This window comes from Candidatus Palauibacter sp. (assembly GCF_965237495.1).
In the GTDB taxonomy this organism is placed as follows: Bacteria; Gemmatimonadota; Gemmatimonadetes; order Palauibacterales; family Palauibacteraceae; genus Palauibacter.
Genome location: NZ_OZ250143.1, coordinates 1,763,492 through 1,788,319, shown reverse-complemented (window position 1 = coordinate 1,788,319; position 24,828 = coordinate 1,763,492). Strand labels below are relative to the sequence as shown.

General features: G+C 71.1%; 24 protein-coding genes, 1 tRNA gene and 1 pseudogene. 23 read left to right on the top strand and 3 right to left on the bottom strand.

All coding sequences use genetic code 11. The annotated features are described in order from the left end of the window. The first annotated feature begins 14 nt into the window (after positions 1–14). The 23 genes and pseudogenes from ACPXY0_RS07845 to rseP all read left to right on the top strand — a co-directional run bounded on the left by ACPXY0_RS07845 (position 15) and on the right by rseP (position 21,670). The gene (locus tag ACPXY0_RS07845) at positions 15–1,868 is read left to right on the top strand and encodes a PP2C family protein-serine/threonine phosphatase (RefSeq protein ID WP_423930011.1); all 1,854 of its coding nucleotides are present in this window, start codon (positions 15–17) and stop codon (positions 1,866–1,868) included. Next, positions 1,865–2,701 (top strand): 16S rRNA (adenine(1518)-N(6)/adenine(1519)-N(6))-dimethyltransferase RsmA, encoded by an 837-nt coding sequence (gene rsmA, locus ACPXY0_RS07840; protein ID WP_423930009.1) that lies wholly within the window; start codon positions 1,865–1,867, stop codon positions 2,699–2,701. Before ACPXY0_RS07845 ends, rsmA begins: the two co-directional genes overlap by 4 nt. Before the next feature lie 225 nt (positions 2,702–2,926). Then, on the top strand, positions 2,927–3,583 hold the full coding sequence (locus ACPXY0_RS07835; protein ID WP_423930007.1) for a redox-sensing transcriptional repressor Rex: 657 nt from the start codon (positions 2,927–2,929) through the stop codon (positions 3,581–3,583). Positions 3,584–3,661: 78 nt separating this feature from the next. Continuing rightward, positions 3,662–4,543 (top strand): 3'-5' exonuclease, encoded by an 882-nt coding sequence (locus ACPXY0_RS07830; protein ID WP_423930005.1) that lies wholly within the window; start codon positions 3,662–3,664, stop codon positions 4,541–4,543. Further along, positions 4,512–5,299 (top strand): annotated as a pseudogene (locus tag ACPXY0_RS07825) (beta-ketoacyl synthase N-terminal-like domain-containing protein); the annotation flags it as partial. The gene ACPXY0_RS07830 and the pseudogene ACPXY0_RS07825, both read left to right, overlap by 32 nt. Positions 5,300–5,344: 45 nt before the next feature. Continuing rightward, a complete protein-coding gene (locus tag ACPXY0_RS07820; RefSeq protein ID WP_423930612.1) occupies positions 5,345–5,755 on the top strand; it encodes a hypothetical protein in 411 nt (136 codons plus the stop codon). Between the two features lie 2 nt (positions 5,756–5,757). Next, positions 5,758–6,693: a lysostaphin resistance A-like protein gene (locus tag ACPXY0_RS07815; RefSeq protein ID WP_423930003.1), complete on the top strand. Its 936-nt coding sequence runs from the start codon at positions 5,758–5,760 to the stop codon at positions 6,691–6,693. Then, positions 6,677–7,546 carry a 3-hydroxyacyl-CoA dehydrogenase family protein gene (locus ACPXY0_RS07810; protein WP_423930001.1) on the top strand — a complete coding sequence of 290 codons (870 nt, stop codon included), beginning with the start codon at positions 6,677–6,679 and terminating at the stop codon, positions 7,544–7,546. Before ACPXY0_RS07815 ends, ACPXY0_RS07810 begins: the two co-directional genes overlap by 17 nt. Next, positions 7,543–8,736 carry an acyl-CoA dehydrogenase family protein gene (locus tag ACPXY0_RS07805; RefSeq protein WP_423929999.1) on the top strand — a complete coding sequence of 398 codons (1,194 nt, stop codon included), beginning with the start codon at positions 7,543–7,545 and terminating at the stop codon, positions 8,734–8,736. Before ACPXY0_RS07810 ends, ACPXY0_RS07805 begins: the two co-directional genes overlap by 4 nt. Before the next feature lie 32 nt (positions 8,737–8,768). Next, positions 8,769–10,028, top strand: a complete 1,260-nt coding sequence (gene glyA, locus ACPXY0_RS07800) for a serine hydroxymethyltransferase (protein WP_423930610.1) — start codon at positions 8,769–8,771, stop codon at positions 10,026–10,028. After that, on the top strand, positions 10,003–10,494 hold the full coding sequence (locus ACPXY0_RS07795; protein WP_423929997.1) for a Minf_1886 family protein: 492 nt from the start codon (positions 10,003–10,005) through the stop codon (positions 10,492–10,494). The genes glyA and ACPXY0_RS07795 overlap by 26 nt, the downstream gene beginning before the upstream one ends. Positions 10,495–10,602: 108 nt before the next feature. Further along, the gene (locus tag ACPXY0_RS07790) at positions 10,603–10,794 is read left to right on the top strand and encodes a hypothetical protein (RefSeq protein WP_419941863.1); all 192 of its coding nucleotides are present in this window, start codon (positions 10,603–10,605) and stop codon (positions 10,792–10,794) included. Between the two features lie 82 nt (positions 10,795–10,876). Then, positions 10,877–12,436, top strand: coding sequence for an NAD(P)H-hydrate dehydratase (locus ACPXY0_RS07785; protein ID WP_423929995.1), 1,560 nt, complete (start codon positions 10,877–10,879; stop codon positions 12,434–12,436). Continuing rightward, the gene (gene thiL, locus ACPXY0_RS07780) at positions 12,433–13,449 is read left to right on the top strand and encodes a thiamine-phosphate kinase (protein ID WP_423929993.1); all 1,017 of its coding nucleotides are present in this window, start codon (positions 12,433–12,435) and stop codon (positions 13,447–13,449) included. The genes ACPXY0_RS07785 and thiL overlap by 4 nt, the downstream gene beginning before the upstream one ends. Then, a complete protein-coding gene (locus tag ACPXY0_RS07775; RefSeq protein ID WP_423929991.1) occupies positions 13,446–14,213 on the top strand; it encodes a lysophospholipid acyltransferase family protein in 768 nt (255 codons plus the stop codon). The genes thiL and ACPXY0_RS07775 overlap by 4 nt, the downstream gene beginning before the upstream one ends. Before the next feature lie 133 nt (positions 14,214–14,346). Next, positions 14,347–15,636 carry a phosphopyruvate hydratase gene (gene eno, locus ACPXY0_RS07770; RefSeq protein ID WP_423929989.1) on the top strand — a complete coding sequence of 430 codons (1,290 nt, stop codon included), beginning with the start codon at positions 14,347–14,349 and terminating at the stop codon, positions 15,634–15,636. A gap of 2 nt (positions 15,637–15,638) precedes the next feature. Next, positions 15,639–15,992 (top strand): septum formation initiator family protein, encoded by a 354-nt coding sequence (locus ACPXY0_RS07765; protein WP_419941859.1) that lies wholly within the window; start codon positions 15,639–15,641, stop codon positions 15,990–15,992. Between the two features lie 52 nt (positions 15,993–16,044). Next, positions 16,045–16,118, top strand: a tRNA-Met gene (locus ACPXY0_RS07760). A 40-nt stretch (positions 16,119–16,158) separates the two neighbouring features. Further along, positions 16,159–17,682, top strand: coding sequence for a tRNA uracil 4-sulfurtransferase ThiI (gene thiI / locus ACPXY0_RS07755; protein ID WP_423929986.1), 1,524 nt, complete (start codon positions 16,159–16,161; stop codon positions 17,680–17,682). Positions 17,683–17,715: 33 nt separating this feature from the next. Beyond that, on the top strand, positions 17,716–18,471 hold the full coding sequence (uppS, locus tag ACPXY0_RS07750) for a polyprenyl diphosphate synthase (RefSeq protein ID WP_423929984.1): 756 nt from the start codon (positions 17,716–17,718) through the stop codon (positions 18,469–18,471). A gap of 16 nt (positions 18,472–18,487) precedes the next feature. After that, complete coding sequence (locus ACPXY0_RS07745; protein ID WP_423929982.1) at positions 18,488–19,342, top strand: phosphatidate cytidylyltransferase; 855 nt, start codon at positions 18,488–18,490, stop codon at positions 19,340–19,342. 22 nt (positions 19,343–19,364) lie between these two features. Beyond that, positions 19,365–20,561, top strand: coding sequence for a 1-deoxy-D-xylulose-5-phosphate reductoisomerase (dxr, locus tag ACPXY0_RS07740; protein ID WP_423929980.1), 1,197 nt, complete (start codon positions 19,365–19,367; stop codon positions 20,559–20,561). Next, positions 20,558–21,670, top strand: a complete 1,113-nt coding sequence (gene rseP, locus ACPXY0_RS07735; RefSeq protein WP_419941854.1) for an RIP metalloprotease RseP — start codon at positions 20,558–20,560, stop codon at positions 21,668–21,670. Before dxr ends, rseP begins: the two co-directional genes overlap by 4 nt. Here rseP and ACPXY0_RS07730 read toward each other — a convergent pair. The 3 genes from ACPXY0_RS07730 to ACPXY0_RS07720 are packed head-to-tail and all read right to left on the bottom strand — an operon-like array spanning position 21,663 to position 24,732. Further along, on the bottom strand, positions 21,663–22,493 hold the full coding sequence (locus tag ACPXY0_RS07730; RefSeq protein WP_423929978.1) for an MBL fold metallo-hydrolase: 831 nt from the start codon (positions 22,491–22,493) through the stop codon (positions 21,663–21,665). The genes rseP and ACPXY0_RS07730 overlap by 8 nt on opposite strands. After that, on the bottom strand, positions 22,490–23,689 hold the full coding sequence (locus ACPXY0_RS07725; RefSeq protein ID WP_423929976.1) for a putative sugar nucleotidyl transferase: 1,200 nt from the start codon (positions 23,687–23,689) through the stop codon (positions 22,490–22,492). Before ACPXY0_RS07725 ends, ACPXY0_RS07730 begins: the two co-directional genes overlap by 4 nt. Further along, complete coding sequence (locus ACPXY0_RS07720) at positions 23,686–24,732, bottom strand: mannose-1-phosphate guanylyltransferase (RefSeq protein WP_423929974.1); 1,047 nt, start codon at positions 24,730–24,732, stop codon at positions 23,686–23,688. Before ACPXY0_RS07720 ends, ACPXY0_RS07725 begins: the two co-directional genes overlap by 4 nt. Between the last annotated feature and the right edge of the window lie 96 nt (positions 24,733–24,828).

Below are 24,828 nucleotides of genomic sequence, written 5' to 3'. Positions count from 1 at the left end.
CGGCGAGTCCGGGCATGGCCGCCGGCGACCCCCGCCGGATCCTCGTCCTCTCGAGTCGGCCGGATATCGTCCAGGCGGTGGCGGAGGCCGCTTCGGCGATCGAACCGAGGCCCGAAGTTCGCGGGCTCTTCGGGCAGCCGCTGAACGTGCGCGATTCCGACCTCATCCTCGTCGACATGGCGGAACCTCGCGCCACCATACCCTACCTGCGGCGGCGGTTCGGCGGCGGGCCCGCGCTCGTCGCGCTGGTCGAGGGTGCCTGGATCGACCGCCTCGGATCCGCGCTGGCGGAGGACTGGACGGACTACCTCTTCTATCCTCTGAACGCCGACGAACTGGGGCTCGTGTGGGAGAAGCACACCTCCCCCGCGGACGCACCCGAACTCACCCTCGACGTGGACGGGTCCGGCCGGATTCGCGTCGTGTTTCCTTCCCGCGTCCAGTACCAGCACCCGGTGGTCGACCGGGTTGTCGTCGCGTGTCGGCATCTCGCGGACCTCGATGGCGAGACGGCCTTCCGGCTGCGGGTCACACTCGGAGAGGCCGTCGCGAACGCGATCCTGTACGGGAGCGGAGACCGGCCCGGGGCGGTGGTCCGGATCACGGCGGTCGCCCGCCGGGAGGGTCTGCGCGTGAAGGTGGCGGATGAGGGCGAGGGATTCGACCCCGAGGCCGTCCCGGACCCGATCTCGGGCGAGGGGATCGGGCGGCCGAGGGGCCGCGGGCTCTTCCTCCTGAGGCAGCTGGCCGATCGCGTCGAGTTCAACGAGGTCGGGAACGAAGTCAGCCTGACGTTTCACGGGGCGCCCGATCCGCTGGTGCGGGTCGAACCCCTCCTCGGGCGCTTCGCCGCCGTGACCGGCCTGCGGTTCCGGCTCGACCGACGGTTCGACGACGGCGTGCGGGTGCTGTTCGACTGCCTGGAGAAAGAGGGCGGCGAATCGGGCGGTGAATCGGGCGGCGGCGCAGCCGGAGAATTGCGTGAGACGTGGCCACTCGGCCCCGAGGGGGGGCTGCGGCTCGTCTACGAGACGGCGCGGGATGACGGACCCGGGGAAGGGGCTCCCCCCGATGTGGACGCGGCCGCGCTGCTCGCGGGGTGGCTCGCGGCGGTCGCGGAGGGCGAACAGGCTGGCGAGCGACTCCTCGCGCGGCGGATGCGCCGCGAACGGGTGCTCGCCGAACTGGAAATCGCGCGGGACCTCCAACTGCGACTCCTTCCGGCGCCGGAGGACTTTCGCGATCTGGCGCGCGTGGCGGCCCGGTGCGATCCGGCTCTCTCGCTCGGGGGCGACTTCTATTACCTGGTCCGCCTTCACGAGGGACGGCTCGGTATCATGCTGGGGGACGTGAGTTCGCACGGCCCGTCCGCGGCCCTGATCATGGCGCGCACCCTGAGCGCGGTGGCCGTGGCGACGGGGGTGGAAAGCGAGCCCGGCGCGGTGCTGGACGCGATGCAGGGTCAGCTGCGGGCGGCGCTGGAGTCGACCGAGATGTACATGACCCTTTTCTACGGCGTACTCGACCCCGCGTGCGGCGAACTCCGCTACGCCAACGCCGGCCACCCCTACGCGTATCTCCTCGGATCGCAGGGGATCCGTCGACTCGAGGCGCTCGACCCGCCGGTGGGGATTGCTCGGGTCGAGGCGTACCGGCAGGAGCGGATCGCGTGGTCCGGCGATACGCTGCTCGCCTTCACCGACGGACTCGCGGAGCTGAGCGACCCCATCGCGGCGCCCGGAGCGCGGGTCCGGCGGCGGATCGATCGGGGTGAACTCGATCCGGAGATCCTCGTCAAGGCCCTGTTCGCCGACAGCGACGACGAGATGCGGCTCGACGACCGGACCGCGGTCGCGGTGCGTCTGTGACCGGCGGGGAGGCGTCGCCCCCGCGCGCGAAGCGCTCTCTGGGCCAGAATTTTCTCGTCGACCCGAACATTCAGCGCAAGATCGTGGCCGAGCTCGATCCCGGCCCGGAGGACGCCGTGCTCGAAGTCGGACCGGGCCACGGAGAGTTGAGTCGTCACCTGCTCGGGCGCTGTCGGCGGCTCGTCCTGATCGAGAAGGATCGCGATCTCGCCCGGGAACTCGCGACGCTCTGGAACGGTCGCCCCGGAGTCGAGGTCGTCGAGGGCGATGCGCTTCGGCTGGATCTGTCCGCCCTCGTCCCGCGCGGGATGCCGCTTCGGGTGGTGTCGAATGTCCCCTACAACATCACCTCGCCCCTTCTGTTCGCGTTTCTCGACCTCGTCCCCGCGGCGGTACGGGTGGTGATCACGGTTCAGCGGGAAGTGGCGGAGCGGATCGTCGCGCCCCCGGGAACGAAGGCCTACGGCGCGCTGTCGGTCGGCGTACGTGCGGTCGCCGACACCTCGCTCGCGTTCTACGTCGGCCGGCAGGCCTTCCGGCCGGTGCCGGCGGTGGACTCGGCCGTGGTGCGCCTCGAGCCCCGGCCGCACCCGGCCGCGGTGGACCACGACGAGCTGAGGGCGCTCACGCGGGCCTGCTTCAACCGCCGCCGCAAACAGCTCCAGAAGACGCTCCGAACCGCCCCGGAGCTGGGATTCAGAGGGGACCCGAGGGCGTTTCTCTGCAGCCTCTCCATCGATCCCGCCGTCCGGCCGGAAGCGCTCGATCCGGCGACGTTCGTCGCGCTCGCGGCGAAACTGCGGACGATCAGGCAGATGGATCCCGCGCGTTGAGTTGAGGCCGGACCGGACCTATCTTGGCTTGTGAATACTTTCACAAGGCTAGCAGCCCTTGGCGAAACCCCGACTGCATTCGACCGCCGATACATTTCCGCCGAACGCTTCGCTCTGCGTTGCTCCTCGGTCACATAGCGCTGCTATGCTCCCTCGTCGCGCCTTGTCGCCCGAACGTCTCGGCGCTCTCGGTGCGACGCGGGGTTGCGCCACGGACTGCCAGGCATGAGCGGCAGAATTTCCGATTCCACGGTCCGGCGCCTCTCGTTGTATCTCCGCATGTTGCGCGACCTCGAGCGAACCGGCGTCGAGGTCGTGTCGAGTGCGCGGCTCGCCGAGCCTTCCGGCGCGACGTCGGCACAGGTTCGGAAGGATCTGAGCCACTTCGGTTCGTTCGGAAAGCGCGGGCGAGGGTATTCCGTCGAGGGTCTCGTGCGAGCGCTGGAGGGGATCCTAGGGCTATCGCACAGCTGGCGGCTCGCGCTCGTCGGCGTCGGGAAGATCGGTACGGCGCTCCTCGGGTACGGGGGGCTCGCGGCGCGCGGGTTCGACGTGGTGGCCGCGTTTGATGCCGACGATGCGAAGATCGGAACCCGGGCCTTCGGCCTGACCATTCGCTCCATGTCCGAGTTGCGGCCGGTGATCGCGGAACTGGGAGTCGACATCGGGGTGGTCGCGACGCCCGCGAGGGTGGCGGCGGAGGTCGCGGCGGCGCTCGGGCGGGCCGGCGTGGGGGCGATCCTGAACTTCGCGCCGATCGACCTGTCGGAGATCGACGGGGTCCCGATCCGGACCGTGGACATCGTGCTCGAGCTGGAAGGCCTGAGCTACCTGCTCTCCGAGGCGAGCCGACGGTCGGGGAGCGGCGGCGCGGGGGGCTGATCCGTGTCGCGGCGAGGCGAGGGCCGCTCGGGCGGCGAGATGTCGCGGGTTCCCGCGGTTCGCTTCGCTCCGGAGGGCGTGCTGTTCCGCAGGGCCATGGCGCGTCTGGAGCAGGGCGCCTGCGAGACCCGCGATCTGGCGGTCGAGATGTTCGGCATCCGGGGAGGCCCTCCGGGGCTGGCCGATCGGCTCGTGGCCGAGGTCCTGGAGGGGGCCCCGGATGTGGTCCGCGAGGGTCCGGACGGAGCCGTGTGGCGACTGGCGCGGTGTGAGGCGAAGCGTGCGGAGGAGCGTGCGGAGAAGCAACGCGACGGCCTGCACCAGCTTCGCTACGCCGTGGTGGATGTCGAGACGAATGGAGGCGTCGCGGGCGCGGGCGGACGGGTCGTCGAGATCGCGATCGTGGAGGTCGACCGGGGTGAGATCGGAGACTGCTTTTCCACCCTCGTCGATGCGGGGGTGGCGATCCCGCCGTGGATCACGCGCCTGACGGGAATCCGCACGGAGATGACCCGCGGGGCGCCGAGCTTCTCGCAGATCTGCGACCAGGTGCGCGAGCGGCTCAGCGGCCGGGTTTTCGTCGCGCACAACGCGGGATACGATTGGGGCTTCCTGCGCGCCGAAATGAGACGAGCCGGGGCGGCCGTGCCGCGTGGGCCCCGCTTGTGCACCGTTCACCTGGCGCGCCGACTGCTGCCCGGACTGGATCGCCGCGGGCTGGACGCGGTCGCCGACTACTACGGGATCGAGATCCGGGAACGGCACCGTGCGCGAGGGGATGCGGTCGCGACGGCCCGCATCCTCGTCCGCATGCTGGCGGACGCGGAGCGGCGTGGGTGGACGACCTGGCCGGCGCTGCGGCGTGCCCTGGCCCGCCCGTCGCGACGCAAGCGGCCGCCGGACGTGAGCGGGCCGCCCGACGAATCCCATGCGGGAGGGAACACGACCGACCATGGATGACCATATGGACAAGGACAGGATCCCGGTGATCGTCTCCGCCGCGCGGCTCCCCACGGGCCGCTTCATGGGCGGACTCTCCTCGCTCGCGGCCCCGGATCTCGGAGGCCTCGCGATCTCCGCGGCCATCGACAGGGCGGGGATCGACCTCGCCGACATCGAAGACGTGATCATGGGCAACGTCGTACAGGCGGGCGTCGGACAGGCGCCCGCCCGCCAGGCGGCCATCCGGGGCGGCGTTCCGGAGACGGTCCCGGCGGTGACGATAAACAAGGTCTGCGGCTCGGGACTCAAGGCGGTCATGCTGGCGGCCCAGGCGATCAAGGCCGGGGACGCCCGGGTCGTGGTCGCGGGCGGGATGGAATCGATGTCGAACGCGCCCTACCTGCTGAGGGGGTATCGGGAGGGTGTGAAGTTCGGCGATCGGTCGATGGTCGACGGCCTCATCCACGACGGACTCTGGTGCGCCTTCGGGACCTGCCACATGGGCGGACACGCGGAGTACACGGCCCACAAGGCGGGCGTGAGCCGCGAGGATCAGGATGCCTGGGCCCTCGCAAGCCACGAGAAGGCGATCGGGGCGATCGACACGGGGGGGTTCGCGGCGGAGGTCGTGCCCGTGCATATCGAAACGCGCGGGGGCACCGTGACGGTCGATGTGACGAACCGCCCCGTCGCGGCACTTCGCTGGAAGCGCTGGCGCGGCTGCGTCCGGCCTTCGCGGGCGACGCCCCCCCCGAGGTCGTCGAGCCGAGCGTCACGGCCGGCAACGCGCCGGGCCTCAACGACGGGGCCGCCGCGACGCTGGTCACCTCCGAGGCGTACGCCGAGGCGCACGGACTCCCGGTCCTGGGGCGGATCCGGGCCTACGCCGTCGCGGCGACCGCGCCGCGTGACCTGTTCTTCGCACCTGTCGCGGCCGTGGCGAAGCTGATGACGCTCGACGAGGCGGTGGCGGCCGATTACGGACTGGTGGAGATGAATGAAGCGTTCGCGGTGCAGGTGCTGGCGGATGCCCGTGAACTGGGGCTGGATCTCGACCGGGTGAACGTCCGGGGGGGTGCGATCGCCCTCGGCCACCCGATCGGAGCGTCGGGCGCGAAGATCCTCACCACGCTCCTCTACGCGATGCGGGACCGGGACGTCGAACGTGGCATGGCGACCCTGTGTCTCGGCGGCGGGAACGCCGTCGCGATGAGCGTGGAGTGCGTGTGACCGTGAGCGACCCGGGCTGGGCGTGGGCCGGGCGACTGGCCGGGTTCGTCGGCCTGTTCGTCGCTTGCGCGCTCCCGCTCGCGTTGCTCGGGCAGCTGTTCGCAAGCGCGGCCGAGACGGCCTCGGCGGCGCTCGCCTGGTGGACGGCGGTCCCCGTGCTGATTGCGGCGCTCTTTGCGACCTGGCTCCTCGCCGTCCTGATCGACGGCCGGCGCCTGTCCTGGCTGGGTCTCCGGGGCGGGATCGGGGGCGTGACGGAACTCGTCCTGGGATCTCTGGCAGGGGTGGCGATCGTGGGGGTCCCGATCCTCGTTCTGGCGGCGCTGGGCTGGGTGTCGTGGACGGCCTCGGCGGAGTCCTCCCTCTGGAGGGGCGTCGAGGTGTCGGCGCTCGTGTTCGGTGCGGCCTTCTCCGAGGAGCTGCTCTTCCGGGGTTATCCGTTCCGCGTCGTCCAGGCCCGCTTCGGGCCGGTCGCGGCGGTGGTCGCGACATCGGTGGCCTTCGGCCTCGCGCACGGCGCGAACCCGGGGATCGGCCCGCTGCCGTTCCTGAACATCGGCCTCGCGGGGGTGTTGCTCGGCGTCGCCTATTGGCGAACGGGGAGTCTCTGGTTCGTGGGCGGCGTCCATTTCGGCTGGAACTGGCTGATGGCGGCTTCCAGCCTGTCCGTGAGCGGGCTGGACGTGTCAATATCCGGCCTCGACGCGGCTTTGTCCGGGCCGCCGCTGTGGACGGGAGGCGCCTTCGGGCCCGAGGGCGGACTGCTCGTCACAATCCTGACCGCGATCGGAACGGTGTGGCTGTGGCGGATTGGCGGCTCGACCGGCGACGGCGGCCGATCGTCCGTGAGCCCGGACGCCGGCCCGCAAGACGGCCCGCAAGACGGCCCTCAAGACGAGGAAGGAGAGATTCGTTCGGAAGATGATTCGAGCAACTGAAGTCGCGCGCGTCGGCGTGGTGGGCGCCGGGACGATGGGGAGCGGGATCGCGCACGTCTTCGGGCTCGCCGGCTGCGCCGTCCGTCTCGTCGATGTGGACGCCGCGGCGCTCGAACGAGCCCACGCCTCGATCGAACGGAATCTCTCGCGACAGGTCGGCCGGGAGCTGATATCCGGGGACGACGCCGAAGCCGCGCTCGGCCGGATCCGTACCGACCGGAACCTCGTTGCCCTGGAGGACGCCGAGGTCGTGGTCGAAGCCGCGAGCGAGGACCCCGCCCTCAAGTTCCGACTCTTCGAGGAACTGGCGGCGCGGGTCGGGGGGGAGACGCTCCTCGCGTCGAACACCAGTTCGATCTCGATCACCCGGATCGCCGCGCACGTCGGCAACCCCGCCCGCGTCATCGGGATGCACTTCATGAATCCCGTCCCCGTTATGCGGCTCGTCGAAGTCATCCGGGGGCTCGAAACCTCCGATGCGGCGACGGACCTGACCCTGGAGCTCTGCAAGCGGCTCTCGAAGACCGCGGTCGTCGCGAACGACTTTCCGGGTTTCGTCGCCAATCGGATCCTGATGCCGATGATCAACGAGGCCGTGTACTGTCTCATGGAAGGGGTCGCCGACGCGGACGCGGTGGACACCGTCATGAAGCTCGGGATGAACCATCCCATGGGGCCCCTCGCGCTGGCCGACCTCATCGGGCTCGACACCTGTCACGCGATCATGCGCGTTCTGCACGCGGAACTCGGAGACTCGAAGTATCGCCCGTGTCCGCTGCTCGCGAAGTACGTCGCCGCCGGCCGGCTGGGCCGTAAGACCGGGCGCGGCTTCTACCGCTACGAGAGCGGATGACGACGCACCGCCGGGCCTATTCGGCCATCGAACTCTCCTCCGAGGCGCGGCAGGTGCTCGATCTCGCCCGGCAGTTCGCGGAAGAGCGGTTGAGGCCGACCGCCGAAGCGCGCGACGCGAACGAGGACGTCTTCGACGAGGCGATCCACCGCGAACTGGGAGATCTGGGGTTTCTCGCCATGCGGGTGCCGGAGCGTTACGACGGGCTGGGGCTGGATCTCGTCACCTATCTCTACGTGCTCGAGGAACTGGCGTGGGGCGATGCCGGGGTCGCGGTGTCCGTCAGCGTCCACAACTCGCTGCCCGTCTCGATCCTGCTCCGGCACGGAAGCGAGGCGCAGCGGCAGGCCTGGCTCCCCCGCATGGCGAGCGGCGAAGTCCTCGGTGCCTTCTCCCTCTCCGAAGCCGGGGCGGGGACGGATGCCGCGGCGCTGCGCACGCAGGCCACCCGCGCGGACGGCGGCTGGCTCATCAACGGCGAGAAGATGTGGGTGACGAATGGCGCTTCGGCGGACGTCATCCTCATGTTCGCCCGGACGGATACGCCCGCGGATCGCAGGGGGGCGAGGGGCATCGGCACCTTCCTCCTGCCCGCCGGAGTCGAGGGCCTCGCCGTGGGCCGGAAGGAGCGCAAGATGGGACAGCGCGGCTCGGAGACGGTAACGCTCGCGCTGAACGATGTGTTTCTCGGAGACGGACTCCTGATCGGAGAGCCGAACCGGGGCTTCTCCTACGCGCTCGCGGGGCTGGAGGGCGGGAGGCTCGGCATCGCGGCCCAGGCGCTCGGCATCGCGTCCGCGGCGGTGGACGCGGCGTTCGAGTACGCCCACACGCGGGAACAGTTCGGCCGGCGGCTGAGGGAGTTCCAGGGGTTGGAGTTCAAGCTCGGCGACATGGTGACCCGGCTCGAGGCGGCGCGCGGCCTCCTCGAGCGCGCGGCCGCGGCGTACATGACGGGTGATCCGCGGGCGCGGCGGCTGTCCAGCGTGGCCAAGCTCTTCGCGAGCGAGACGGCGATGCGGAACGCCCGTGAGGCGGTCCAGGTTTTTGGCAGCTACGGGTATTCGCGGGAGTATCCCGTGGAACGCCTGTTTCGGGACGCGAAGGTCACCGAGATCTACGAGGGGGCGAACGAGATGCACCGCAGCCTGATCGCGCGGCAACTCTACAGAGAGAGGGAGTACGGGTGAGTTCGACCGCGGAACGAACGGCAATCGGCGCGCTGGATCCCCGCCCGCTGGCAGCCACCGATCCGGAGGTGGCGCGCGCGATCGATCGCGAACTCGAGCGCCAGCGGACGGGCCTGGAGATGATCGCGAGTGAGAACTTCGTGTCGCGCGGGGTGCTGGAGGCCACGGGCAGCGTGATGACGAACAAGTACGCCGAGGGCTACCCGGGGCGTCGATACTACGGCGGGTGCGAGTTCGTCGACGTGGTGGAAGACCTGGCCCGCGAACGGGCGCGCGACCTGTTCGGCGCCGACCACGGCAACGTCCAATCGCACAGCGGCTCCGGCGCGAACATGACCGCGCTACAGGCGCTCACGAAGCCGGGCGCGACGCTGCTCGGGATGGACCTCTCGCACGGCGGGCACCTCACGCACGGGTCGCCCGTGAACTTCTCCGGGCTCTGGTACCACGTCGTCCCTTACGGCGTGCGGCGCTCCGACCGGACGATCGACTACGAGGCCCTCCTGGCGACCGCGCTCGAGGTGCGGCCGGCGGTGATCATCGCGGGGGGGAGCGCCTATCCGCGCAAGATCGACTTCGCGCGCTTCGCGGACATCGCGGAGGCGTGCGGCGCCCGCCTCTTGGTCGACATGGCGCACATCGCGGGACTCGTGGCCACCGGGCACCATCCGTCGCCGGTCCCGCACGCGGATGTCGTGACAACCACGACGCACAAGACGCTGCGAGGGCCACGCGGGGGTCTGGTGCTGTGCCGCGAGGAGCATGCGGCGGCGGTCGACAAGGCGACCTTCCCGGGGTTGCAGGGTGGCCCCCTGATGCATGTGATCGCGGCGAAGGCGGTCGCGCTCGGCGAGGCGCTGAGGCCCGGGTTCCGCGAGTACTCGGCTCTCGTAGTGCGCAACGCGCGCTCGCTCGCGAGGCGGCTCGCCGAGCACGGCTACGACATCGTCGCGGGCGGGACGGACACGCACCTCGTGCTCGTCGACCTCCGGACGACGGAACTCACCGGCAAGGATGCGGAGGCGCTCCTCGGCCGGGCGGGCATCACGGTGAACAAGAACACGGTGCCCTTCGAGACCCGCTCCCCGTTCGTGGCGTCAGGGATCCGGATCGGGACCGCGGCCGTTTCCACCCGCTCCATGGTGGAGACGGAAATGCGGACGATCGCCGACCTCATGGACAGGGCGCTTCGCTCGGAGGGTGACGAGGGGGTACTGTCCGCCATCGAGGCCGAAGTGCGCGGGCTGTGCGCCGATTTCCCCCTCTATGGCGGGACGGAGGGTGTCCCCTGAGGCGTCGCGGCTTGACGCCTTCTTTTTCCCCCGTCTAGCTTCCACCACGATGTGCCCTTGCGGGCAGCGCTCTCGGCGGTCGGGAAAAGGGGCCTGTGGCGAAGTGAACACAGCGGGCGCTCTGACGGGAATCAGGCAGCGCAATCCCAGGTATACGGAAGCCGCATACCTGTTTCTGCTCTCCGCGCTAAGGCGTCGGCTGTCGAGTCTCGCGTTGCCGCGTCACATCAGCGGCGCCGAAGTCGCCGACGCGGTGCGGGAACTCGCGCTGGAGCGATTCGGTCCACTGGCCCGGACGGTGCTGGAACACTGGGGCGTACACGACACGACGGATATCGGCGAGATCGTCTTCGCGCTCGTGGAGTGCGGGGTTCTGATCAAGCAGCCCGACGACTCGCGAGAGGATTTCGAGGGTCTCTTCACCTTTGACGAGGCTTTCGAAGACAGCTATCCCTGGAGCGCGTAGGGGAGGAACTCACGCTCGACCACGCAGCCGTGGGGCGGCGGGGGACGGCAGGCGGCGGTGACGGGCCGGAAACGGGAGGACCGTCCAACATGGGGGAGGGGTGATCGCGTGGCCGAGAAGTTCACGCTGTGCTTGAGTTGCACCAAGGGAGTGTTGCTCCCGCTCTCGGACTACGGGCGCGACGGCGCGCCGATCCGGTACAAGGCGTGGGTCTGTTCGAATCCCGACTGCGGGTTCAACATCCGGATCGACAACGGTGAGATCAGTTTCGGGCGCAGCGTGCAGCAGTCCTACAAATGACCTCACGGGGGGCGTCGGCCCCGTCCGCAGAGCGATTCCCCCCGACCTGACCCCTCTCCTTCCGCCGGTGGACTGGTGGCGGGTGGCGGCGCGCAATGTCCCGCTTCCCACCGCAGCCGAGATGGCGCAGATCGACCGGCTGGCGATCGAATCCGGAGCGATACCGGAACGCGCGCTGATCGAGAACGCGGGCCGGGCGCTGGCCGGCCACCTCCAGGAGAGATACCCGACGGGGCGCGTCGTGGTGCTGGCGGGGAGCGGCCACAACGGGGCCGATGCGCTGGTGGCCGGGCGCACTCTGGCGGCCTGGGGGCGCTCGGTCCGATTCGTCCAGTGCGGGAGCCGCCTCCCGAGCCCCGATGTTCTCTCGGGGTGGAATCTCCCCATCGAACCCGCGCCCGCGCTGGAGCGCGAACTCGGGGCCGCCGCGGTCGCGGTCGACGGCATCCTCGGGACCGGCCTGAGGACGGCCCCCCGCGCCCCGCAGGCGCGAATCATCGAACGCGTGAACGAGGCGGGGGTCGCGGTCGTCTGCGCGGACGGGCCGAGCGGAGTGGACTTCACCACGGGGCATATCCCCGGAGCGGCGATCCGGGCGGATCTGACCGTGACCTTCGGCTGGCCGAAGATCGGTCTGTTGCGCTTCCCGGCGCGCGAACGGGTCGGCGACCTGCTCTGCGTGGAGATCGGTTTTCCGCCGCCCGATCCTGCACCGCCGGCCCGCGCGGTCACCGCCTCCTGGGCGGCGGAGCTTCTGGGGGGACGTTCGGCGGCCGGGCACAAGGGGGATGCGGGCTATCTGGCCATCGCGGGCGGGGAGCCCGGCATGGCCGGGGCCGTGATTCTGGCGGCCCGCGCGGCGATCCGGGCCGGCATCGGCATCGTACGCGTGGTGAGCGACCCGGCGAACCGGGACATCGTACAGACGAGCATCCCCGAGGCGGTGTTCGTCGACTGGACGGAAACGGACGCCCTGGAGGCGACGCTTCGCTGGGCCGACGCGGTCGCCGTCGGACCGGGTCTGGGGACCGGGCCGGAGCGGGTCGAACTCGTCCGGCGGGTCCGGGGAGCGGGGACGGCCGCGCTCGTGATCGATGCGGACGGCCTCAACGTGCTGGCGGCGGGCGCGGCGGATGCAACCCACGGCCAGGTCGCGCCGGGTCGCCCGGTTCTCCTGACCCCTCACCCCGGCGAGATGGCCCGGCTGCTGGGCTCGTCCGTCGCCGCGGTGCGCGAGGACCCCCCGGCGGCCGCACGACGGCTGGCCGACGCAGCGAAGGCGACGGTACTCCTCAAGGGCGCGCCGACGTGGGTGGCCCGGCCCGGAGGCGAAATGCGGGCGACGACGCTCGTCAGCCCCGGCTTCGCCAGCGGAGGCATGGGCGACGTGCTCACCGGCGTGTGCGGAGCGTACATGGCGGCGGGTCTCGGTCCGGCGGATGCGGCGACCGCCGGGCTTGCCGTGACGGCCCTCGCCGTGCTGCACGGGGTCGATGAGGTCGGTGGATCCGCCGCCGACGTGCCCGAGGCGCTGGTGCCGGCGCGCCAGGCGCTCGGGACTGTGTGTCCGGGGGCGTGGCCGGGCGTGTCGCTCGCCCTCCCCGCGGTCGCGGCAGGACGTCCGGCCGGGGGGGCGCGATGACGCGCTTCGACGGACCGGGTCTCGCCGCGGGGCCCGAGACGGCGCGCATCGCGGCGTTCCTGGAGGAGGCGAGCGCGGGCGCCGGTCCGGCGGATCCGGCGGTCGCGATTACCCTGCCGCCCGGAGATGACGCCGCGGCCTTCCGCCTCGAGACGGACGAACAGGTCGTCGTGAGCTGCGACGCGAGCGTGGAGGGGGTCCATTTCCGCCGCGCGTGGATGACGTGGGAGACGATCGGCTACCGGGCCGCCGCGAGCGCACTCAGTGACTTGGCCGCCATGGCCGCCGCCCCGATCGGCCTCGTCGTTTCCGCCGCGCTGCCTCCGGAGTTGGGGATCGAGACGGCGGCGGCGCTCGGGCGCGGCGTCGGCGAGATCGCCCGTCGCGCGGAGGCCGAGGTGCTGGGAGGGGACCTCGTCGCGTCGCCCGGCCCCGTTTTTCTCGATGTCACGGTGCTGGGGCGCGTGGCAGACCCGAAAAGGCGCCGCGACGCGCGCCCCGGGGACGAACTCTGGGTCACCGGGGAGCTGGGCGCCGCCGCCGCCGCCCTGCGGGACCTCGAGCGCGGGCTGGAGCCGGATGGGACGGCCCGCGCGGCCTTCGACCGGCCACAGCCCCGAATACGGGAGGCGCGGTGGCTCGCGGAGCGGGTCGACCTCCACGCGGCGATAGACCTCTCCGACGGCCTCCTGCGGGACGCGCGGCATCTCGCGGCGGCCTCCGGGGTCGCGCTGAGGATCGATGCCGCGCGCGTCCCGGCAGCGTCCCCGCTGGAGGGCTTTCGGCGGGCGCCGGTCGCGACGCGTCTGGTCCTTGCGGGCGGGGAGGACTACGAACTGCTCCTCGCCGTGGCGCCCGGCACGATGCGCGGTACGGCCCGGGCGTTCGCCGCCGCCTTCGATCTCCCGATCACCCGCATCGGGACGGTGAGCCGAGGGGAGGGCGTCCGCGTGGACGGACTGGAGGGGCCGGAAGTTCCCGCGGGCTTCGACCACTTTGCGTCCGATCCTTGATCAGGACCGCGCTCTTCTACCCCGTCCTTGTGCTGTCGACTGCGGTCTTCTCGATCCTGTCCGTCCTCCTGACACGGATCGGGGGCGGACACACGGTCGTCGACTGGATCGACCGCAACTGGGCGCGCTCGCTGCTGCTGGCTGCCGGCGTGCGGGTCAGCGTCCGCGGCCTCGAACATCTCGATCGCTCCGGGCCGCAGGTCATCGTCGCCAACCACCAGTCGTACCTGGATGTCTGGGCCCTCATGGCCGTCCTCCCTGTTTCCGTTCGCTTCATCGCGAAGCGGGAACTCGCCGGGATCCCGCTCCTGGGTGGGGCGATGCGCGCAGCGGGGCATGTCCTCATCGACCGCAAGCGCCCGCGGAATGCGAAGGAAACCTTGCGGACGGCCGGTCGCCGGATGCGGGCGGAAGGGTTGACACTGGTCCTGTTTCCGGAGGGGACCCGCTCGCGCGACGGTGAACTGGGGCGTTTCCGGCGAGGTTCCTTCGCGCTCGCGCTCGAGACGGGCGTCCCGCTCGTGCCCGCGGCGCTCGACGGGGGACACCGCGCCTATCCGCCGGGGGCGAAGCGCGTCCGCCCCGGCCGAATCGTGGTACGGCTGGCCCCGCCGATCTCTCTCGAGGGAGTCGATCCTCCGAGTCGGGAGGCGCTGATGCGGGAGGCGCGGCGGGCGATCGAATCGATGCTCGGGGAGGGCGGGGAGTCGGGCCCGCGTCCGGAGTCGCCCGACCGCGCAACTTGTTCAGCCGGCAAGGGGTAGTATCTTCCGGCAGTCCGCGGTGGGCCGGCGGACGACCTGGGCGGAGGAGGAAGCGATCGGCCATCGATCGCCGGGTGGCGGAGGGACACGCCTGCATGAACGCTCCTGCACATCATCGAAACGAGGGAACGCGGTGACCGCGATCGCGGAAGTCGTGGGCCGCGAGATCGTCGATTCGCGCGGCAACCCGACCGTCGAGGCGGACGTGCATCTCGAGGACGGAACGATCGGCCGGGCCGCGGTGCCCAGCGGCGCGTCGACCGGGGAACACGAGGCCGTCGAACTGCGGGACGGCGACAGGTCGCGGTACGGCGGCAAGGGTGTTCTCCGCGCGGTGTCGCACGTCAACGGCGAGATCGCCGATGCCGTCCGGGGGCGCGAGGCCGTCGATCAGCGGGGGCTGGACGCGACGCTCATCGCGCTCGACGGGACGCCGAACAAGGGGCGCCTGGGCGCGAACGCCCTCCTCGCCGTGTCGATGGCGGCCGCGCGCGCCGCGGCGGCCTCGGCCGGAGAGCCGCTCTTCCGCTACCTCGGGTCGGGCGACGCGCACCTGCTTCCGGTCCCCATGCTGAACATCCTCAACGGCGGGGCGCACGCGAACAACACGGTCGACATCCAGGAGTTCATGGTCCTCCCGGTCGGTGCGCCGAGCTTCTCCGAGGGGCTGCGCGTCGGCGTCGAGGTCTTTCACGCGCTGAGGCGGCGACTGTCGGCGGCCGGACACAGCACCGCGGTCGGCGATGAGGGCGGTGTGGCGCCCGATCTCGGATCGAACCGGGAGGCGCTCGACCTCATCGTGGAAGCGATTGTGGACGCGGGATACGAACCGGGGCGGGATGTGGTGCTCTCCCTCGACTGCGCGGCGTCGGAGTTCCATGACGCGGAGGCCGGGATGTACCGGCTCGCGAGTGCGGGGGAGGCGGGAGACCACGATGCCGAGGCGCTCGTGGCCCTCTACGCGGACTGGCTCGAGGCGTATCCGATCGTCTCCATCGAGGATGGCCTCGCGGAGGACGACTGGGACGGCTGGGCGGTCCTCACCGCGCACATGGGGGACCGCGCACAGCTCGTCGGCGATGATCTCTTCGTGACGAACGTCGACCGCCTCGCGCGCGGCATCGCGAGCGGGGTCGGCAACGCGATCCTCATCAAGGTCAACCAGATCGGGACGGTGAGCGAAACGCTGGACGCGATCCGGATGGCGGCGGCGGCGAACTTCGGCGTCGTGATTTCGCACCGCTCCGGCGAGACCGCCGATACGTTCATCGCGGATCTCGCGGTGGCCACCGGCGCCGGGCAGATCAAGACCGGGAGCGCCTGCCGTTCGGAGCGGGTCGCGAAGTACAACCGGCTCCTCCGCATCGAGGAGCGGCTGGGTTCGTCGGCGGTCTATCCCGGCGCCACGATGTACGGAGGCTGAGTATGGCGGAGGCGGCGAGCCGTCGTTTGAGCCGGATCATCGCCTTCGTGGCGCTGGTCGCGGCCGGGTATTACTGGATGGTCGGAGGGGAATACACCCGGGCCGGGGTGTCCGGACTGGAGGAGGAGACGAGATCCCGAGAAGCGGAGATCGCCGCGCGCGAAGCCGAACTCGCCGCCCTCGATGCCTGGGCCGACAGCCTGGTGGCCCATCCGTGGGCGATCGAGCGGGTCGCGCGTGAACGCTACGGATTCGTCCGCCCTGGCGAGATCCTCGTGCGGTTCGTCGAACTGGGAGACGAAGCCCGCCCCGGGACCGGACTCGCCGCGCGGCCCGAGGATCCGGCCTCTCGCTGAGGCGGCGGGTTGACCGGCGTGCGAGGATGTGTAGGATGCGCAGCCACAACGCGGCAGGGTAGCTCAGCCTGGTAGAGCAAGGGACTCATAAGCCCTGGGTCGGGGGTTCAAATCCCCCCCCTGCCACTCGTTTCCCGTGTCGTACCGGCCGATGTAGACTGTCCCCATGACGGCGAGACACGAAACATGGAACGGCGGCGAGCCCCGAGCGGGGACTGTGCGGGCCCTCGTGCGCTTCTCCGGCGAGCTCTCGACCAAGGCGCGACGCACCCGATCCCGCTTCCAGAAACAGCTGGCGCGGAACCTGCGTGACGGGTTCGCGGCGGAGGGCGTCGAGGCGAGACTGCGGTTGGAATGGAGCCGCTTCTACATCGAGGGGGCGGACCGCGGCTTCCTGGGGCCGCTGAGGCGGACGTTCGGCGTGTCCAGCTGTTCAGTCCTCGCCGGCGAGTGCGAAGCCGAGCTTGACGCCATCGTCACGGTCGGGAAGTCGCTCTTCGCCGACGCGGTGCGCGGCCGCAGGTACGCGGTGCGCGCGCGCCGTTCCGGCTCGCACGGCTTCTCCTCCTCCGACATCCATCAGCGTCTCGGGGCGGCGCTCAACCCCGGCGCGACCGTCGATCTGGACCATCCGGAAGTGACGGTGTTCGTCGAGGTCCGCGACGGCCGGGCCTTCTTCTACGATAACAGCGTCCGGGGCGCATCGGGTCTTCCGCTCGGAGTGCAGGGCCACGCGCTCGCGCTCATCTCGGGCGGCTTCGATTCGCCCGTCGCGGCCTGGATGGCGCTGCGGCGGGGCATCCGCCTCGACTATGTCTTCTGCAACCTTGGAGGCCGCGCGTACGAGCGCATGGTCGTCGAGGTGACCAAGATCCTCGCGGATCGCTGGAGCTACGGGACCCGGCCCCGGCTCCATGTGCTCGAGTTCGGCCCGGTCGTCGAGGCGATGCGGGCGCGCGCGAAACCCGCCTACCTCCAGGTCGTCCTCAAGCGGATGATGTATCGGGCCGCGGCGGAGATCGCGGGGCGGACCGGAGCCGACGCCCTGGTGACCGGCGAATCGGTCGGCCAGGTCTCGTCCCAGACGCTCCGCAACCTGCGGGCCATCGAGAACGCTTCCTCGCTCCCGGTCCTCCGCCCCCTGCTCGGGTTCCACAAGGAGGAGATCCTCGAAAGGGCGCGCGAGATCGGGACGCACGACCTGTCCGCGCGGGTGCGCGAATACTGCGACCTCGTACCCCAGCGGCCCGTCACCGCCTCGACGCCGGCCGCGGCGGAGGCGCAGGAAGCGGCCGTGGGCTTCGAGGAACTGAACGGCGCGATCTCCGCCGCCACGACCTGCGACCTGCGCGAACTCCGCCCCGAGTCGATGGTGGGCGCCTCGCTGTACGTGACCGCCGTGCCCGAGAGCGCCGAGATCATCGACACCCGTCCGGCGCGGGCGTTCGAATCGTGGCACTGGCCGGGTGCGGTTCGTCGTGACCTAATGGAGCTTGAACGTGACTTCGCTGACCTGGACCGCACGGCGACCTACGTCCTCTGCTGCGCGGAAGGGGTGCGCACGGCCTACCTCGCCGAAGCGATGCAGCGGGCCGGCTACGAGGCGTATTCCTTCCTCGGCGGCGCGCCGCGCATGCGGCGGCTCCTCCGCCCACCCGCTTCCGGATCCCCCGATCGCAACGCGTTTTGACACCCCCGCCCACACGGCGCGAGCTTGGGGCGCATGAGCGGGGAGAGAAACGGGGCGACGGCCTCACTGGAGGCCGCGACAGAGGGCGAAGTGCCGACCCACGTCGCCGTCATCATGGACGGGAACGGCCGCTGGGCGAGGCGGCGCGCCTTGCCGAGATCGGAAGGACACCGCGCGGGGATGACGGCGGTGCGCGAGACGATCGAGGGGGCGGCGGAAGCCGGTGTGTCCCACCTCACGCTGTACGCCTTCTCTCACGAGAACTGGTCCCGGCCGCCGACCGAAGTCGAGGCGCTCATGGCGCTGCTCGAGGAGTACGTGCGGAGCCAGGGAGAGGCCCTGGCGCGGCACGGGATCCGGGTCACGGTGTTCGGCGACCGCATGCGGCTGCCGGAACCGGCGCGCGTTGCGATCACGGAACTCGAGACTTCCACGGCGGGCGGGGCGAAGCTGGACGTCCATCTGGCGATCAGCTACGGCGCGCGGGCGGAGATCGCGGGTGTCGCCCGCGATCTGGCCCGGAGGTGCGTCCGTGGGGAACTGTCCCCGGAAGAGATCGATGCGGAGCGCTTCGCGGCTGAACTGCTCACGCGCGACTGGCCGGACCCCGATCTGCTGATCCGGACCTCGGGGGAGCAACGGCTCTCCAACTTCCTCCTCTGGCAACTTGCCTACGCGGAGATCTTCGTCACGGATGTGCTTTGGCCCGATTTCACCCGAAAGCACCTCTTCGGCGCGCTCGTCGACTACCGGCGGCGGGAGCGGAGATTCGGGCTGGTGAAGACGTGATGGGCGCGATCGCGCCGTGAGCCCCAATCTCCGCAACAGGCTGGCTGTCGCGGGCGCGGGCATTCCGCTCTGCGCGCTGCTCACCTATGCCGGCGGGTACGTGTTCGCGGCGGGTCTCGGCGCCGTCGCCGCGATCGGATACCGGGAGTTCGCGGGGATGACGCGGGGGGCGGGGACCCGCGCGTTCGTCGTGCCGGGATCGATCGCGGCCTTCCTCTTTCCGCCGGTCGTTCTCGCGGCCGGGTTCGAGGGGGCCGCGCTCCTCGCGACGGGTCTCGTGCTGGGGTTCGCGGCCCTCGCGCTCGCGACGATCGACCTCGAAGAGAGGCCGATCCGGAGCGCCGCCGTCACGACGTTCGGCGCGCTGTACGTCGGAGGTCTCCTCGCCTTCGGGATCCCGCTGCGCGAGGGCTGGGTCCTCCTTCCGCAGGGGGGCGGGGCGGAAGGCGGGTGGATCCCGGGGACGCTCCTCTTCTTCCTGCCGGTGACCCTGACCTGGATCGCCGACACGGCCGCCTACGCCGGCGGCCGGACCTTCGGCAAGCGTCCGCTCGCGCCTCGCGTGAGCCCGAACAAGACGATCGCGGGGGCCGTGTCCGCGCTCCTCGGGAGCGTGGCCGTGGCCGTCCTGTATCCGCGGTTCCTGCTTCCCGACGCCTGGACGCTGGGCCTGCCCCGCACGCTCGCCTTCGGGCTCGTGGTCGGGGTGCTCGCCATCGTGGGTGACCTCGCCGAATCGGCTCTGAAGCGTGAGTGCGGAGTCAAGGACTCTTCCCGCCTGCTTCCGGGACACGGGGGGATGCTGGACCGGCTGGATTCCGTGCTGTGGGCGCTTCCCGCCGCGTTCCTCTTCCTCGCCTTCGCGGCATGAGCGGCATGAGCGGAGGAGCCGCGTGAAGCGGGTCGCCGTCCTCGGCGCCACGGGGTCCGTCGGGGCGGGGGCCCTGGAGGTGATCCGTCGTCACCCCGACCGGTTCCGGGTGACCGTGCTGACCGCCCACCGGAACCGGGAGGCGCTCGACGCGCTCGCTCTCGAATGGGACCCGGAGTTCGTCGTTCTCGGGACGCCGCCGCCGCACGGGTTTACGCCGCGCTGGTCCGGCGAGTGGCGCGTGGGCCCGGACGCTCTGGAGGATGCCGCGCGCTCCCCCCGCGCCGATCTCGTACTCAACGCGCTCGTGGGCTTCGCCGGCCTCGGGCCGACGCTCGCGGCGCTCGGGGCGGGGAAGCGGCTCGCGCTGGCCAACAAGGAATCCCTCGTGGCGGGGGGCGCCCTCGTGCTGCGGGCGCTCAGCGAGGGAGGTGGCGAACTGCTGCCGGTCGACAGCGAGCACTCCGCCGTCCACCAGTGCCTCGCCGGACGCCCCGCGGCGGAGATCGCGCGCATCACCCTGACGGCGTCCGGCGGTCCGTTCCGGACGTGGCCGGCCGAGCGGCTCGCCGCCGTCCGTCCCGCCGACGCGCTGAGGCATCCCACGTGGGCGATGGGGTCGAAGATCACCATCGACTCCGCCACGCTCGCGAACAAGGCGCTGGAAGTCATCGAAGCCCAAACCCTGTTCGGCATCCCCTACGAGCGCATCGACGTCGTCGTACATCCGACGTCGATCGTCCACTCGGTCGTGGAGTTCCGCGATGGCTCCTCGCTCGCCCAGCTCGGGCGGCCGTCGATGGAGATCCCGATCCTGTGGGCGCTCGGGTATCCCGAGCATCTGGACGACGCGCGCGTCGAGCCGGGTTTCGATCCCATACGGGACGGACCGCTGGAGTTCGAACCCGTGCGGGAGGATGTGTTCCCGCTCTTCCGGGCGGGGGTCGCGGCCGGAGAGGCGGGAGGCGAGTTTCCCGTGGCCTTCAACGCGGCCAACGAGGTCGCGGTCGAGAGATTCCTCGCCGGACAGGTCGGTTTCGAGGAACTCTCCGGAGTCGTGCTCCGTACCCTTGAAGGGTTCTCGTCGCGCGCCATCGAGTCGGTGGAGGACGTACGGCGGATCGACGCCCGGGCGCGCGGGATCGCCCGGGAAGCGCCGGGAGCGCGGAGTCGGCGAAGCCGGAATCGGGTGTCAACGAGTCGGGAGACCAACGAGTGATCATCACCATCCTGGTAACGGTCATCGTCCTCGGCGTGCTCATCTTCGTGCACGAACTGGGGCATTTCGCGGCGGCCAAGAGCGTCGGCATCGAGGTGCCGCGGTTCTCGATCGGGCTGGGCCCGAAGATGGCGGGCTTCCGGCGCGGAGAGACCGAGTACGTGCTGTCGTGGATCCCCCTCGGGGGCTACGTGAAGATGGCCGGTATGGCCGATGAGGAAGTCGTCGGGAAACTCGAGGGCGGGACAGAGAGTCCGCCCGGAACGGAGGAGCGCGGCGCGGCGGGAACCTCACCCCGCGACTTCGACGCGAAGCCGTTCTGGGCCAGGGTGATGGTGATCTCTGCGGGCGTCATCATGAACTGGCTCTTCGCCGTCGTGGCCTTCGCCGCGATCGCCATGGGGCAGGGCGTGTTCGAGCCGCGGATCGTGGAGGTCGCGCCGGGTTCCCCCGCCGCCGAGGCAGGGCTCCGGGACAACGACCTCATCCGGCGGGTCGACGGGGTCTCGGTGCACGATCCGACCCAGGTCACGATGCGGATCGAACGGCGGGCCGGCGAATCCGTCGACATCGTCGTCGAGCGCGACGGGGAGGATCTCACCTTCGTCGCCATGCCGGACGCGGTCGAGCAGTTCTCCGACCTCACCGGCAACTCCCGCACGGTCGGGCGCATCGGCATCCGCCTCGGGGCCGATGGCGGGCGCGCGGGGCCGATCGAGGCGCTCGGACGGGGCTGGTCGAGCGCGACCTACTGGAGTGGCGCCGTCGTCCAGTTCCTGACCGATCTCGTCACGGGGCGGAGTTCGGCGCGCGAGATCGGCGGGCCGATCATGATCGGCGAGATCTCGGGGCGGGCGGCGCGCGCCGGGTTCTGGGAGCTGCTCGGCTTCATGGCGGTCATCAGCATCAACCTCGCCATCTTCAATCTGCTGCCGATCCCCGTCCTCGACGGGGGGCACCTCCTCTTCCTGGGGATCGAAGGCCTGCGCGGCGGCAGGGCCCTCAGCGTCCAGCAGCGCATGCGCTTCACGACGGTGGGGATGGTCTTCGTGCTCGCGCTCATGCTGTGGGCCGTCGGAAATGACGTGCTGAGGGTGATCCTCAGATAGACAGCGAGAGCTGCGCGCCATCGGCGCGGCTCCTCACGAGCTCGGCCACGTCGTATCGGGGACCGGGAAGGTCCTGTCCGGCGGTCTCCAGGAGTCCGCTGTATCGCGACGGCTCCAGTCCGATGGAGACCCTCTCGAGGGCCAGTTCCGGGTCGTTGCACTCGTGACTCAAGTGCGCGAGGAGGATGCCTCCCAGTCCGGGATGCGCCAGTTCGCGCGCGAAGTCGGCTGCGTGACGGTTCGACAGGTGCCCGCGGCTGCCCCCGATCCGTTGCTTCACGCGCCAGGGATAGGAGGCGGCTCGGAGCCGTCCTTCGTCGTGGTTCGCCTCCAGGACGAGGAATGCGCATCCACGCAGGGCGTGGCGGACGGGAGTGGTGGGCCTCCCGAGGTCCGTCGCGATTCCGGCGCGCAGTCCCGTGGGCCGGTGCAGGACCGTGATCGCCACGGGGGCTGCCGCATCGTGATGGGTCGGGGCCGCCTCGATCGCGAGGTCCCCCACCTCGAGGCCGGTTGAGGGGAGGTCCCGGCACACCTCGCCACCCCGCAGGAGTGCTCGGCAGGCGAGGTGGGTGGGCGCGTTCATGGCGAGTCGCCAGCCCCAGCGACGCGCCCCGATCCCGATCCCGGCCGAATGGTCCCGGTGCTCGTGCGTCACGACGACGAGGTCGATCGCCTCGGGCTCCACCTCGAGCGCCTCGAGCCGCCGTGCGAGCTGAACACCGGAAAAGCCGGCGTCCACGAGCACGCGGGCGCGCCCCCCCTCGACGAGGAAGGCGTTGCCGCGGCTCCCGGTCCCGAGCGAGGCCACGGAGAACGTCATGGCCGGCAGGCCTCGTCCCACACGTCCCCGAGCCAGCACCGGAACGGCGCGTCGGCCTCGAGGCCGCGTCGCGCGACGACCCGGGTCGCGGTGGCGATGAACGCCTCCCGGCGGCAGCGCTCCCGCGTCCGGCCCGGGCCCCAGGAGAAGGGCTCGACCCAAGTGGGCGGCATCTCCGCCCCGAACAGGCTCGAGCCGGCGCCGACGACGGTGCCCGTATCGAGGCGAGCTCCGATCCCGGTCTTCACATGGTCTCCGAGGAGACAACCGAGCTTGACGAGCCCGGTGTCGGTCCGGGCTCCCGGAGGGCCGACCCGGACCGTTCCATAGGTGTGCTTGAGGTCGCTGTTCGTCGTCATGGCGCCCAGGTTGACCCAGCGCCCCACGTACGCGTGGCCGAGGTATCCGTCGTGCGCCTTGTTCGAATACCCGAGCGCGGTGACGCCGTCGACTTCCCCCCGCACGAAGGAGAAGGGTCCGCTGCTGAAGCGGGAGAGGGCGCCGCCGAGGAGCCTGGAGCGGGGGCCCGCGTAGAGGGGACCGGCCAGGCGGGCCCCCGTACGCACCTCGACGCCGGGACCCAGTTCGATCGGGCCCTCGCGCGCATCGAAGAGCACGCCCGGTTCGACCCGCGCGCCCTCTCCGAGTCGGATCGCCTCGCTGCCGAGCCGCCGGCAGCCGTCCGGCAGGTCGTCCCGCACGCCCGCACCGATCGTCGCCGCCAGGTCGTCGGCCAGACGGGCCGGACCGGCGGACACGAGGTCCCACGGATGGAGCAGCCATTCGCCGGGCAAGGTGCGGTCGGGGAGCCCGGGCTCGGGGCGCGGGGCGGCGAACCAGTCCGGCCGCGGCGGCCGCCCCCCGGGCGCGAGCCGGATACCGGCGAGTTGGCCCGCGAGCCAGAGGTTGGCGGGCGAGCGGCCCCACGCCGCGTCGAGCGCCGGCACGGCCCGCGAACTCCAGTAGGTGGCGGCGTCGGGCAGCCGGTCCGGGCCGAGGCTCGCCGGCGCCCCGGCCTCGGCGTACCGGCGCAGCCAGGGGCGGGTCACATGACCCGTTACGCGCCTGCCGGCCACACGCTCCAGCCGCTCGCGCAGTGTCCAGCGTCCGAAGATGAGTTCGCCGCACGGCCGGGTGAGCGAAAAGGGGGCCCACCCGTCCGCGAGTTCGTCGTCGAACATGACGAGTGCGGTCAAGGCGGCTGCCCGGGGGGCGGCTCCTCTGCTTCGAGCCGGCGGAGGTGGGCATCGAGCGCCGCGGCCTCCTCCCGCGGCATCACGAGCACCTCTCCGTTCGCCTCCACGATCACGAGGCCGGAGACCCCGATGACCGTCGCACGGCGCGCCTCCGTCCACACGACGTTGTCCGCCGCATCGAGCAGGCGGGCGGAGCCCGTGACGACGTTCCCGGCATCGTCGCTGGCTTGCGCGCGGGGAAGGGCGCTCCACACTCCGAGGTCATCCCAGGCGAAGCTCGCCTCGACCGTGGCCACGCGATCCGCGCGTTCCATGACGCAGACGTCGATGGCGGTCGTCCCGGCTCGCGCGAAGAATTCGCCCGCGTTCCCGTCCTCCAGTGCCGCCCAGCCGGCCGCCAGTTCGCTCGCGTGCGCCCGGGCGGCCGCCAGCAGATCGGCCGCCCTCCACACGAAGATGCCCGAGTTCCAGAGGAAGCGCCCGGATTCCACGTACTCCCGGGCCGTCCCGGGGCCGGGCTTCTCCACGAAGCGCCGCACCTCGCGCGCGCCCGACGGCAGCTCCCGGCCCACTTCCACGTAGCCGAACCCGGTCTCCGGCCGGTCGGGCCGCACGCCCACGCAGCAGAGATATCCCGCCCGGGCGGCCTCCACGGCCGATTCCAGCGTATCCCGCAGCGCCGCCTCCGGCGCGATTCTATGATCCGCGTGCAGCGAGATCATCACGGCACCGGGGTCTTCTCGCTCGATTTCGCTCGCCGCCCACACGAGCGCCGGGCCGGTGCCGCGTGCCCGCGGTTCAACGAGCGCGCGGATCCCGGAGCCCTCCAGAGCCGGCCGCATGAGCTGCACGAGGTGTCCGGACGCGAGGACCCGCACCCGGCCCGCGCCGACGAGACCCGCCGCCCGGGCCAGGGTTTCATCGAGAAGGGGTGTGGGACCAGCGAGGGGCAGGAACTGCTTGGGTCGGTCGGGGGTCGAAGCGGGCCAGAACCGACGTCCGATCCCGCCCGCGAGGACCGTGCAGTACGCGTCGAAGTGCACCGACAAGGACTCCCTCCCGTCCTCCGTTCCGCCCCCTCTCGCGCGCCGGGAGCCTCCCCGTCGCGGGCCGGCCACGCCGTCGCCAAGCTACGCCTG

What these genes read in the sequence shown, in the direction of transcription:
- ACPXY0_RS07765 (WP_419941859.1), top strand. Translation starts at nt 15,639, where the DNA reads ATGGCGGAGGCGGCGAGCCGTCGTTTGAGCCGGATCATCGCCTTCGTG.
- thiL (WP_423929993.1), top strand. Translation starts at nt 12,433, where the DNA reads ATGACGCGCTTCGACGGACCGGGTCTCGCCGCGGGGCCCGAGACGGCG.
- ACPXY0_RS07795 (WP_423929997.1), top strand. Translation starts at nt 10,003, where the DNA reads ATGGCGGGACGGAGGGTGTCCCCTGAGGCGTCGCGGCTTGACGCCTTC.
- ACPXY0_RS07805 (WP_423929999.1), top strand. Translation starts at nt 7,543, where the DNA reads ATGACGACGCACCGCCGGGCCTATTCGGCCATCGAACTCTCCTCCGAG.
- ACPXY0_RS07845 (WP_423930011.1), top strand. Translation starts at nt 15, where the DNA reads ATGGCCGCCGGCGACCCCCGCCGGATCCTCGTCCTCTCGAGTCGGCCG.
- thiI (WP_423929986.1), top strand. Translation starts at nt 16,159, where the DNA reads ATGACGGCGAGACACGAAACATGGAACGGCGGCGAGCCCCGAGCGGGG.
- uppS (WP_423929984.1), top strand. Translation starts at nt 17,716, where the DNA reads ATGAGCGGGGAGAGAAACGGGGCGACGGCCTCACTGGAGGCCGCGACA.
- ACPXY0_RS07730 (WP_423929978.1), bottom strand. Translation starts at nt 22,493, where the DNA reads ATGACGTTCTCCGTGGCCTCGCTCGGGACCGGGAGCCGCGGCAACGCC.
- ACPXY0_RS07835 (WP_423930007.1), top strand. Translation starts at nt 2,927, where the DNA reads ATGAGCGGCAGAATTTCCGATTCCACGGTCCGGCGCCTCTCGTTGTAT.
- ACPXY0_RS07810 (WP_423930001.1), top strand. Translation starts at nt 6,677, where the DNA reads ATGATTCGAGCAACTGAAGTCGCGCGCGTCGGCGTGGTGGGCGCCGGG.